The sequence below is a fragment of the Flavobacterium endophyticum genome, from assembly GCF_003634455.1.
GTDB classification, from domain to species: Bacteria; Bacteroidota; Bacteroidia; order Flavobacteriales; family Flavobacteriaceae; genus Flavobacterium; species Flavobacterium endophyticum.
Genome location: NZ_RBLC01000001.1, coordinates 704,917 through 717,484 on the forward strand (window position 1 = coordinate 704,917; position 12,568 = coordinate 717,484).

Consider the following 12,568-nt stretch of genomic DNA (forward strand, 5'->3'; position numbering starts at 1 on the left):
AAGAAGCTGTATTTGCAAAAAAGCATAACTCCGATTTTCTCTTATTATTATACACTGATTATTTGTTTAATAAATAGTATTTTTGCAATCCATTTTTATACAGGATATGAGTTTTCAAAAAGAAATAGAAAGAAGAAGAACTTTTGGGATTATTTCGCATCCCGATGCCGGAAAAACGACACTGACAGAAAAATTGCTTTTGTTTGGAGGCGCGATACAGGAAGCTGGTGCCGTAAAAAACAACAAGATCAAAAAAGGGGCTACTTCCGACTTTATGGAAATCGAGCGCCAGAGAGGAATTTCGGTTTCTACGTCTGTTTTGGCATTCAATTACAAGGATAAAAAAATCAATATTCTCGATACTCCCGGCCACAAGGATTTTGCTGAGGATACTTATAGAACACTTACAGCAGTCGATAGCGTTATCGTTGTAATCGACGTTGCAAAAGGGGTTGAGGAACAGACGGAAAAATTAGTCGCTGTCTGCCGTATGAGAAATATTCCGATGATTGTTTTCATCAACAAATTAGACCGCGAAGGAAAAGATGCTTTTGACTTGATGGACGAAGTGGAACAAAAATTAGGCTTGACTGTAACGCCATTGAGCTTTCCGATCGGAATGGGATATGATTTCCAAGGAATTTACAATCTTTGGGAGAAAAATATCAACCTTTTCAGCGGAGACAGCCGTAAGAACATCGAAGAAACGATTGCTTTTTCTGATGTTCAAAGCCCTGAATTGGAAAAAATCATCGGTCAAAAACCAGCTGATAAACTTCGTGAAGAATTAGAACTAATCGATGAAGTCTATCCTAAATTTGACAGAGGAGCTTACCTGGAAGGAAAATTACAGCCTGTGTTTTTTGGTTCTGCGTTAAACAATTTCGGGGTACGAGAACTTTTGGACTGTTTCGTAGAAATAGCGCCATCGCCAAGACCAAAAGAATCAGAAACAAGATTGGTCGATCCTTATGAAAATAAGATGTCAGGATTCGTATTTAAGATCCACGCCAACATGGATCCAAAACACCGCGACAGATTAGCCTTCGTAAAAATCGTATCTGGAACTTTTGAAAGAAACAAGCCGTACTTGCACGTACGTCAAAATAAAAACCTGAAGTTTTCAAGCCCGAATGCTTTCTTCGCAGAAAAAAAGGAGATTGTCGACATTTCATATCCAGGCGATATCGTTGGATTGCACGATACAGGAAATTTCAAAATCGGTGATACGCTGACAGAAGGTGAATTGATGAGCTTTAAGGGAATACCAAGCTTTTCACCAGAGCATTTCCGTTATATCAACAATGCAGACCCGATGAAATCCAAGCAGCTTGACAAGGGAATCGACCAATTGATGGATGAAGGCGTTGCGCAGCTTTTCACGTTAGAAATGAATAACAGAAAAATAATCGGTACCGTTGGGGCTTTACAATATGAAGTTATCCAATACCGACTAGAACACGAATATGGCGCTAAATGTTCTTATGAGAATTTCCCTGTACACAAAGCTTGTTGGGTAAAACCTGATGATGCCAAAAATGAAGAATTCAAAGAGTTTAAGCGTATAAAGCAAAAGTTTTTAGCTCATGATAAATACGGACAGTTGGTATTTTTAGCGGATTCTGATTTTACCATCCAAATGACACAGAGTAAATATCCTACAGTGAAATTATTCTTTACTTCGGAATTTGAATAAAGATAAGATTACAAATAAAAAAGGCTGTACGATTTGTACAGCCTTTTTTGTGAACCTTAATATAAAGCTTATGCTTTTTTGGTTTTTCCTTTGATGAAAGAATAGCCCAAGATTACGCCTGCTAAAAGCATAGGAACGACATAATCATTAATTGGCGCTTGCGGTCCATCTTCGTCATCTGGTGCTTCAGAAGGATTTTGTGCAAAAGCGGCAGTACTTAAGAATAATAGAAATAATAAGCTTGCTATTTTTATTGTAATTGAGTTTTTCATATTCCCTATATATTAGTAAACGATTTTTTTGTTAGCCGTTCCATTTTCGGCAGTAGTAATTTTTACAACCAATACTTGGTTTGCGATAGCAAGATTTGAAATCACGGCAGAAGCAGCATCAACATTATTTCTTGAATAAACTAGACGGCCGCTGATATCATAAAGCTCAATTTTGTTCATGATATAAGCTCCTGAATTGATAACAAGGTTTCCATTTTGCTTGTAAACAACGATATTATTTGCAGCAATAGTTGGAACATCAACACCAAGCAAAGATCTGTATGCAATTTCGAAACGGTTATTGAAAACGCCTGCTTCAGTTGCAAAAGAATATCCTGATGCTTTAATATTATGGATTTGTCCTGTGAAATTATCTTTCAAGAATATATCTTGGCTTCCCGCAAAAAGACCGTCAACATGATCAAGCGTTATAGAATAATTTCCTGCTACGTCTGTCTTAAAGCTCATTGGAACAACATCTTCAGTCGTAAACGGAAGGCTTCTTCCTTGGATGGCAAATTCTTGATTTTCTAGGTATGAAGTAAATGCAATTGGACTATCGTTAAAATATTTTCCTTCAATTCCATAATCAACTCCAGCAGTCGCACCAGTCATATATCCTAATAAAGTCTGCCCGATAACTTCTGAACCATTTGAAAGGTTTAGCCAGATTCTGTGTCTTTCCACTTCATCTGAAGAGGCATTAGAATTTCTAAAGAAAGAACCTCCTGTTACACTAGAACGAAGTGTATTGTCAAAATTCAAGGTAGTTTGAGTAGGTGCAGATTTTACTTTTACGAAAAATCCTTGGCCAGCACCGATTACTCCATTTGGATTGAGTGCAGCAGCTTCTGGCTGAGCACTTGTCACTCCCATTCCTGTTGAAGTAGCATAACCGCTTCCTGACGCTCCATTTCTTTTTCTCCAGAACCAGATTGTTCCGTCAATAGCGTTAGAGTTTAGAGTAAACAATTGTGAGATAGAGATTGCTGATGGATATGGATTACCAACAAGATTAAATCCAGTGTTTACAGCTGAAAGTGCTACGTTAACGTTTTGGTTGTATGGCGTTCCTGTAAATTCTGCATTAATTGCTGTTCCAAGATTTCCTTCAACATAGGCCGGATGCGAATCTGGAGTTCTGATTAGGTATCCTTTTCCTGCTTCAAAACTATAAGTTCCTTCGCTTTGTGTTGGGAAAACAGCCACATAATCGCCATTAGCTCCTGTTGCAGTATTGTAAGTATAAAACCTGTTTGAAAGCGTTGCTGAAGAGAAAGCCTTAAGGTTTTGCCCAACTACAGGAGAAGACCATAATGTATAATCAAAACGGTACAGTGGATTGCTAGTCCTTTTTACTTTAATTGCTCCAGTATTTGTCGCAGCAGTATTTTGAATCAAGTTAGCATTGTTCTCAACAATAAAATTGTTTGAGTCTGCATTATTGACAATCGCATTTTCAACAGTAACGGATGTTGCTGATGCTACTGTAAAAATTCCTGAATTTACTGTTAGAGATTTTGCAGTAAACGGCCCTTGTGGAGACGCTGTTCCAGTTGAATAATTTCCTGCTATGATTGCATCAAGAGAAACCGTTGGCGTTCCGTTTGACCAGGCCGTTCCATTCCATGTTGTGGAAGTAACGATACCTTTAGTTATAATAAAATCATCAATCGTACCATTTGAACTACCTTTTGTAAAAGAAATTTTAACAAATCTGGTAGAATTAGCTAATTGATAAGGTCCTTTTGTTGAGCAGGCTGTACCAATCTGTGAATTTCCTGTAAGACTTACGATAGTTGTATATGAATTTGCTACGCCAGTCGCTGATTCTTGAACCAAGACTACCGAAGTCGAATTCGTATTATTAGATTTGAATTCGAAAGACAATTTATCTGGGGCACTATCCAAATTAACAACGTAAGTATCACCTGTAGTATCGAATCTTCCCCCATTGTTTCCACTGCAAGCAAAATTTGTTAGATAAGACCCTCCTGCATTATCTGTCCAACCAGCAGGAGTCGAATTCCATATAGTTCTATTAATAGGTAAAATAGCTTGCCCCCAAGCACCATTAAAAAACAAACCAAGCACCATTATAATCAATGCTTTAAAAAATCGTAATCGTAAAGTTGTTTTCATTCGTTATAGATAAAAGTTGAATCGCAAAGTTAACAATTCATTAATAAAAAATTAAACATTTATATTACCTTTCTGTTAAGAAATAACATTTTACGCTTTTTATCGAACTATTTAAACTTTAATCGATTATAACGCTTTTTTTTAACAATAAAATTCTTCCCTTAACTCTGATATTTTTACTTTTCATAACCTTTTCTAAATAAAAAAGCCTCCCGAAGGAGGCTTTTAATACTATCTATAAAGCTAATTATTGATTTTTTATCAATTTAACCATTTTAGATTTACTACCTACAGATACTTCTAATAGGTAAGATCCAGCTGGCAAATGAGACATATCAATTTGAGTTTCATTTGAATTTACAGATTTTGTGATAAGCTGCTGTCCAACCATGTTATACAATTTAAGACCTGTGATAGCCTCAGTATAAGACACAGTCAAAATATTGTTGACAGGGTTTGGATAATACTTAAAGTTAGCATTATCAAATCCATCAACTTTAAGCATCGTACCTGCTTGTACAGGCAATCTTAGCACACTCTCGCAACCACCAACAGTTTGAGAAGCATAGTATGTAGTTCCGGCAACGATTGGAGTCGAAGCTGGCAACACTGTACCTAATGAACTTGCAGTATACCAAATGATTCCAGTACCATTAACTGTAAAGCTAGCCAACGTTGCTCCTGCAGGGAAATCTTGAGGAGAAGTACCGGTCGGAGCTGGAGTTGTTGTTACGGTTACATTTAATGTTTGAGTTGTTGCACATTGACCTGTAGTTGGTGTAAACACATACGTACCATTTGCAGTATTGCTTACTACAGCTGGCGCCCAAGTTCCTGTAACTCCATTTGGAGAAGTTGTCGCAAGGGTTGGAGCTGTAGATCCTTGGCAAATAGATCCTATTTCAGCGAAATTAGGAACTGTAGCAGGAGTAACGACAACATTCAATGTTTGAGTTGTTGCACATTGACCTGTTGCAGGCGTAAATACGTATGTACCATTTGCACTATTGCTTACTACAGCTGGTGCCCAAGTTCCTGTAACTCCATTTGGAGAAGTCGTTGCTAGAGTTGGAGCTGTAGATCCTTGGCAAATTGTTCCAATTTCAGCAAAGTTAGGAGTCGTGCTAGGCGTAACAGTAATCAAAGTACTGTCTGTTGACGAGCAAGTTCCAATTGCAACAGTAGCCGAATAAGTCGTGTTACCTACTGGCTTAGCATAAACTTTCGCCGCACCATTTCCTGAAACATAAGGAATTGTACCCGCTGCATCTGAAAATAAATCTCCTGAACCTGTTGAACTCCAAGTTACTTTAGGCAATACGTCAAAGGTAACGTCAGTTCTAGCACTATAAGTATAGCTTGCAGCACCAACATAAGCATCAACAGTTGCTGCAGTTTGGGTATCTACTCTGTAATAAATTGTACTTACGAAAGTTGTAGGACTATGCTTAGCTGTGTTATAACCTACCGTACTACCACCATTATTATTACTATAATTCATCTCAATGATTAAATTATCAGTACCATTCCATGCAAAAGGAGTATCTAACACAAAGTTATTTACACCAACAGATGGAGTATGAGAAGCTGCTGCTTTAACAATTACCATACCTGACTCCCATGAAGTTGTTGTAGCAAAACTTGCTGTAGGTGAGTTTTTCATTTTCACAACAACATTATTAAGTACATTGGCTGGATTTGCAGTAACTAAGTTTAGTTTTATAGCACTAATTTGTGCGTTTGCTTCAAAGCCTAAAGCCGTCAGCTCAGCAGCAGTATAAATCCACTGTTGTTTTGTACCTCCGTAATAAGCTTGTAATGGATTTGGCCCTAGAGTTGCTCCAGTAGCATTAGTACCTGATGTATCTGTTCCTGCTCCCGACACAATAGGTCGTGTAACAGTATTTCCTGACACAGTCAACTCTTGAATACTTCCTTGACAGATTGTTGGCAAATCTGGCACAACTGTAATTGCTGGCGGAGTTGTATTAATTGTAACAGCAACAGTCGCAGTTGCAGCACAGCCAGACACAGTATTAGTTGCAGCAAGAGTATAAGTAGTCGTTGTCGCTGGATTAAATGTCCAACCTGTAACAGCATTTCCAGAAATACCTGTAGATGGTGTCCATACATAAGTATCATAATCTGCAGCACCCGCAGTAATAGTTACCGCTGCAGTTGAAGCTCCTCCACAAACAGAAGCTGGATTTCCACTCAATGTAAAGGCCGGTGCTGTAGTTACAGTAGCAACTACAGGAACTCTTGGAGAAGAACAGATAGATTGTCCGTTGATTGTAAATCTCGGTCTGAAACTGTCAGTAGTATTTACACTAGTTTCAGCTAACATAGCTGCTGGAGTAGCACTATCTCTTTGTCTGTAAGCCGAAGCCACGAATCCTACATTGTCAACCTTCATAGAAGTACTTGTAGCCGTCGTAGCACTTGGAACACTGCTCCAAGAGATAGAAACAACAACATTTGAAGTACCATCCCAGTTGAATACTGACGATGAGCCTGCGCCTGTTCCAAAAGCTAACGTATTAACAGTATTAGCCACAGGCGTAATACCACCATTAGTTCCAGTTCCTGCATACACTTGAGTCAGTCCATCACTAATAAAAGTAGTTGTAGGAGCTGTTGTAGCTGTCGTATGCGCAAGATGTACTGTAAAACCTTGATATGATTGACCCGAATTTGTAGGCTCAAATCCTAAGCTACTCAAATTAGTTGTACCATTAAATCCTGCAGCAGTAAGCTCAGATGCTCTGATAATATATTGAGTCTTAGTTCCACCCCAGCTTCCTGGGAAGAATGTTTGGGCTACAGTCGATGAAGTTGTTGCTCCTGCACCTAAAGCAGATGTTACTGGAGGAGTAGAAACTTCAGCAGCAGCATAATAAGTAGTCGTTGCAGAAATCGAAGGAGTTGTAAAAGTATTTCCTGTTCCAACTGGAAGACCTCCAGTTGCTGCAGCATACCAATTGATAGTAGCACCTGCACTTGGCGTAGCCGCTAACTGAACCGTTCCAACACCACAACGTGTGTTTGGTGTGTTTGTAGCAACTTCATTAGCAAAAACAATATGTACTGGAGCTGAAGTTCCTGTAGCTGGTCCAGCTGAACAAGTAACCACACATTGGTAGTAGGTAGAAACAGTTGGCACTACAGTTAGCGTAGGTCCAGTAGCTCCTGAAATATCATTATACGTTGTTCCGTTTGTAGAACTTTTCCATTGGTAAGAAACACCAGAACCAGAAACTGCATTTTGCAAGCTTAATGCTACTGAAGCGCCTGCACAAATTGAAGTACTAGAAGCTATTGTGTTTCCTGGGTTTGGAGTACCGCTACAAGAATTCGAATCAGCAAAAGATACATATCCTGTGAAATTTGCTGCCGATATTGGTGTATTAGACTGCGTCGTATTAGGAGTTCCTGCAACATAAGTAGCCACACTTCCAAAAGCATTTGAATAAACACCAGCAGGAGTAAGTCCTTGAACCGGAATACTAGTGCTTACAATTGAAGCATCTCCTACTCTTACATTCATATCAGTAATTGTACCTGACATTAAAGGAATTTCCCATCTTCTTGTCGCAGACAAGTTAATCAAGCTTACATCTGCAGTACCTGAATTTGAGTCAAAAGCCTCTGCTTTAAAATTTGAAACCGCTGTAGTAGTAGGAGCTAACCAAACTGGTGCATAAGCTGCTTTTCCTACAGGGAAATATTGGTACGTCGTATTAGAATTTCCGCTTATGATTGTTCTTGCAAGTGGTCCGTTTACATAAGCTGTAGCACTTCCTCCAGAAATAGTTCCAGAAGCCGTAGCTGTACCCATTGTCAATAAATTAACATTGGTCGTATTAACTTTTCCACTTGTAAGAGTTAATGTTCCGCTAAGTGATAAAGGAACATCTAAAGTTAATCCAGTTGCATTAGTGTTGTTAACCGTTAACGATGTCAAATTAGCTGTTGGGCTAGTCGCAAGATTTCTAAAAACACCAGCACCAGAAATAGTCTGAGGGTTTGTAGATGCAACTGCAGCACCATTATAGTCATTAATGTTTAATGTACTTCCAGCAGTTAATATTCCATTATTAGTAAGGTTACCTCCTAAATGCGTTGTACTACCCAATTGGTATTCTCCTGATATAATGTTCAAGTTATTTTTGATTGGCACAGTAGAAGTTGTTCTTACAAATCTATTAGTACCAATAGTTCCTGCATCCACAACAACATTTCCTAAACCATAAAGGAAGCTTCCTGGGAAAAGATAAACGTAAAATCCGTTACTTCCCGTTGTACTGCTATCGTTAGATACCCCATCTCCAAATTTAATTGTATGGTTAACACCTGCCGAGTTGAATGCTCCACCTTGAGAAACTCTCAAAGCATAAGTTGAAGTACTTGAACTTTGAGGAGGATCGACAATAGTAATTGTACCGCCTGTCAAGCTCAAGTTAGACACTGCTGTTGCAGTAATATTCATTAAGTGTGTTCCTGAAGCAACAGAGCTTGCCGCATTACCAGCGTCATTTCCATCTATATTGATGTTACCACCACTTTGATTAAAAGTAGAACCGCCATTATGAGCCATATTACCAAAAACATTCACTGTTCCAGACGTAACCGTCATGATTCCGTTGTTTGCGAAAGTACGGTTGTTTGCTCCCGCAGTAGATAAGTTGATTACACCACCGCCAACAGTAATTGTACCAGCTGCTGCGTTTGTAATACCTGTAGTACTTGCACCTGTAACATTTAAGCTACCACCAGTAACATTTAATATGCTATTATTTGTAACTGTACCAGAAGCACTCAAGTTAGCACCAGAGATGTTTACTGTACCACTGTTTGTAAGTGAAGTAAAATTAAGAGCTCCAGTTGCAGCTGTCAAAGTACCTCCTGTTGCTACAGTTAAGCTTGTGATAGTATTAGTACCATCTAAAGTTACGTTAGTAGCATTAGCGATAGTAACCGTATCTGTTGCACCAGGCACTGCATTTTTATTCCATGTGGCCGGAGTAGTCCAGTTTCCGTTACCAACAGAAATAAATGGAATATCAGAAGATGAAACTCCTACATATAAAGGGCCTGAAAGCAAATCTGTTTGGGATACCGTTATTCTTTGCGCACCAGGAGTTGTCGTACCATTTTGGTGTGCTCCTCCGATTGCAGCATTAGCAAACATAACTCTTGCATTTCCATTCGATAATCCTGAGAATGCGTTTTGTGCCAATAGAACAACTGTATATGAACTTGAAGCGATAGGAGTTCCTTCATTTGAAACTACCCAATTTCCATCATATCTTTCATTTACTGTATAAGCACCATCAGCCACAGACAATCCAGAAGTAACTCCAGCAGCATCGTTATACACAACCGCTAACTCACCAGCGACACCGCCTGTAGCATTGGTTCTTGTAATATACATTGCTCTGTTTGCGCCAGCAGCATTAATAAACGGATATCTGCTCGTTGCATTTGTTGGATCTGTTCCAGCTGTAACTGACGTTCCTGTTGCAGCTGCCGTCCACCATCTAGAGAATTTACCTCCTGACAAGAAACCAGTACCTACAGGAGCCGTAAGAGTACCACCTGCAGCACCAGCACCAAAAGTCATTTTATTTGTTCCTAAATTGACTCTTGCTCCAGTAAGGTTTAAGTTATTAGCTATTTTAACATCATTAATAAGCCAATTAATATTTGGAGTAGCCGTATTCGTATTGCTGAAGGTTAAGTTTCGGATTACACCTGTATTAAACGTTCCCGAACCACTTACTGTTTGTACAGCTGTTCCAGTCAATGTCAGTGTTGCTGCAGTTGTAGTACCTACAGAAAAATCAAGTATACCATTGTTTTGGATATTTCCTGCAACCGTAAGCGTTTTACCTGTTGTTCCATTAAAGGCATTAATGATTCCACCATTCGCTACAGTCAAGTTATTGTTAACCGTGAAATTTGTAGGTGTGGTCGCATAGGCTAAAGTTCCTTGAACAGAAAGATTATTTATAGACAAACCAGTCGCATCGATTGTAACTGTATTCCCTGCAGATATTACTGCATTATCAAAAGAATTTGGAACACTTCCTGCATCCCAAGTTGTTGGAGAATTCCAGTTTCCTGTTGCGACTGAAGTATAAGTCCCAGGAGGATTTGTTGCCTGAACACCATCTAAATTAGTACTTAAACCTCCTTCACTAATAGCATATACACGCCATGAATAAGAAGTACTTGGCGTTAAACCTGTAGCATTATATGTAGTAGTTCCTACATTTACACTACCTGCTAGCGTATAAGTAGCGCCACCGTCTGAAGATCTCAAAATAATGTATTTTAACACATCTATGTTTGGAGAAGATTCTGCCCAATTTAATGTCATACTACCTCCTGCAACACTTGAAAACGATAGAAATGTTGGCGGAGGGATAACCGTAGCCAATGCATTACCTGGGTTTCCAGGAGGTATCAATTGGTATACTCTTCTGCTTCCATCGGCAGAAGAACTTAAATTAGCAATAGCTCCCAAAGCAGCAACAGCTGGATTGGCAGCATAAGGTGTATTTACTGAAACTGTATTACCTGCATATAGAATTGAAGCAAAAGCTCCTGAAGCCGATCCTGTATAGAAACCAACAGAAGGAGATCTATTTGCTGCGCCATTTCCAATGTCAACAGCAGAAACAGTTCCATAAGCATATTCTATGTTTCCTTTTTCATAAAGACGCATTTGCCAAGTAGAAGTTCCTGCCATTGCCGCACTCGTATAGAAAAGCTGCATATTAAAAAATTCTACAACCAACACACGGTTTGGCGCAGTTCCTACGACTTTGTAGTGGATTTTTCCTGTAGTCGAACCTGTTCTGAAATCAGCATTCAAAGCTGATAGCCTTGGAGATGTAGCTGAACCTCCACTTATTGTATAAGTATTAGTTGGAGCTGCTGTAGCGCCTAACTGCAAGATACCATCTTCCTGTACAGAAAATTGCGTAAATCTTGTACCCATAAAGTGGAAATCGAATCCGATGTTAGTGACAGCAGATGCAGCTGCATCAAGGCCAGGGCCTACTAATTGTGTAGTACCTGTACTCATATCAATGGCCGTACCATTCATATCAAGGGCTAGTGATCCAGTCGTATTCGTGGCAAAAGTATAATTTGCCGAAGACTGGGCCCAAACTGAATGATTCATAGCCATTAGCATGACTATAAAAAACAAGCTAATCCACGAGGGCCTAGCTAAGCGAGAAATAGAATCAGGCCGAGGGGCAGCCGAATTCGCAATCTCTTTTTTGAGCCTAGACGGTTGTCTAAGACCCGAAGGATTGTAATAATTCATCATAGTTTAAGTAAATTGATTAAAAATAAGGTAAGAACGTTTTGTTAACTAAAGGCATTAATTTACAATAATAAGTGTCGAAACAAATCAAATGATTCATTCAGACATCCTTTAATATTTATATAAAAAAATGCGATTCAATCAACACGGAAAATTAATATAAAATTTAACACAAAATTATAGTTTTGATAAAAAACTTATGAACAAAGGAAAAATCACCTGCAATTAGCCACGAAACATCCTTTTTTAAACACTTTTAGTAACAATAATTTATTCTAAATTGCATAAACAAATCCATAACTTTTAAACAGATTCTAGTGATTTTACTGATTCCCGTATTCAATGGGAAAATCTAGGCACAAAAAAACTCTCCATCTCTAATTTGGCACAAATAGGAAGAAGAGTGTTTTTTTACTTAACTAAAAACCTTTATAATTATTTAAGCAGTTATCCGAAAAGACCAGCACTACTCAATATAAACAAGACCATAAAGACAAAAAACCTAATAATAGTATTGTTTGATATTGCCGAACCATTTTCTCGGTTTGCAACTTGCGATTCTCTATACAAAATTTTCATTACAAATAATTAAATACATTAACGCTAGTCTTAGGAATAACACATTGACATGTGGCAGTATCAACAGTATTTGTTATGAAATTTTAATTCTTAGATAAACTTAGGCAAAACCCTGTCTATAAAAAAATAAATCCGATGAAGTTCAATAAAAAACGTTTAAGGTAGTTAATGGAACATAATGGAATGGAAATAAAAAAGCCTCCTAAAATTAGGAGGCTTTTTTTATCTATGCTTGCCCAGCCGGACCAAAATTCAAAGGAATCGGAGGCTGTTCGGTGTCTTTTATTTCGCCATGGGCGCTTTCAAAACGGTGAATGTTTTCTCCTATCGCCTTTAGTAGTCTTTTGGCGTGCTGCGGCGTCAAAACGATTCTAGATTTCACTTTTGCCTTTGGAATTCCTGGCATTATGCTTACGAAATCTAATACAAATTCTGATGCTGAATGGTTGATGATTGCCAAATTAGAATAAATTCCTTCGGCTGTTTTTTCATCCAATTCAATATTAATCTGACCTTGTGGTTGTTTTGAATCGCTCATAT

At 38.5% G+C, this 12,568-nt stretch carries 5 protein-coding genes; 1 reads left to right on the forward strand and 4 read right to left on the reverse strand.

Annotated elements, in window-relative coordinates; all coding sequences use genetic code 11:
* Positions 1-106 precede the first annotated feature (106 nt).
* Entirely contained in the window at positions 107-1,696 is a 1,590-nt protein-coding gene (locus tag CLV94_RS03455) for a peptide chain release factor 3 (protein ID WP_121375050.1), read from the forward strand.
* Between the two features lie 68 nt (positions 1,697-1,764).
* Here CLV94_RS03455 and CLV94_RS03460 read toward each other — a convergent pair whose 3' ends face one another.
* From CLV94_RS03460 to CLV94_RS03475, 4 genes are all read right to left on the reverse strand, one after another.
* The gene (locus tag CLV94_RS03460; protein WP_121375051.1) at positions 1,765-1,968 is read right to left on the reverse strand and encodes a hypothetical protein; all 204 of its coding nucleotides are present in this window, start codon (positions 1,966-1,968) and stop codon (positions 1,765-1,767) included.
* A 12-nt stretch (positions 1,969-1,980) separates the two neighbouring features.
* Positions 1,981-4,110 (reverse strand): T9SS sorting signal type C domain-containing protein, encoded by a 2,130-nt coding sequence (locus tag CLV94_RS03465; RefSeq protein ID WP_147406563.1) that lies wholly within the window; start codon positions 4,108-4,110, stop codon positions 1,981-1,983.
* Positions 4,111-4,357: 247 nt separating this feature from the next.
* Positions 4,358-11,302: an Ig-like domain-containing protein gene (locus tag CLV94_RS03470; protein WP_170148735.1), complete on the reverse strand. Its 6,945-nt coding sequence runs from the start codon at positions 11,300-11,302 to the stop codon at positions 4,358-4,360.
* Between the two features lie 952 nt (positions 11,303-12,254).
* On the reverse strand, positions 12,255-12,566 hold the full coding sequence (locus CLV94_RS03475) for a DUF3467 domain-containing protein (RefSeq protein WP_121375054.1): 312 nt from the start codon (positions 12,564-12,566) through the stop codon (positions 12,255-12,257).
* Positions 12,567-12,568: the final 2 nt, after the last annotated feature.

Bases quoted from the DNA above. Each gene is read 5' to 3' on its own strand.
- CLV94_RS03455 (WP_121375050.1), top strand. From the start codon at position 107: ATGAGTTTTCAAAAAGAAATAGAAAGAAGAAGAACTTTTGGGATTATT.
- CLV94_RS03460 (WP_121375051.1), bottom strand. From the start codon at position 1,968: ATGAAAAACTCAATTACAATAAAAATAGCAAGCTTATTATTTCTATTA.
- CLV94_RS03465 (WP_147406563.1), bottom strand. From the start codon at position 4,110: ATGAAAACAACTTTACGATTACGATTTTTTAAAGCATTGATTATAATG.
- CLV94_RS03470 (WP_170148735.1), bottom strand. From the start codon at position 11,302: ATGAATCATTCAGTTTGGGCCCAGTCTTCGGCAAATTATACTTTTGCC.
- CLV94_RS03475 (WP_121375054.1), bottom strand. From the start codon at position 12,566: ATGAGCGATTCAAAACAACCACAAGGTCAGATTAATATTGAATTGGAT.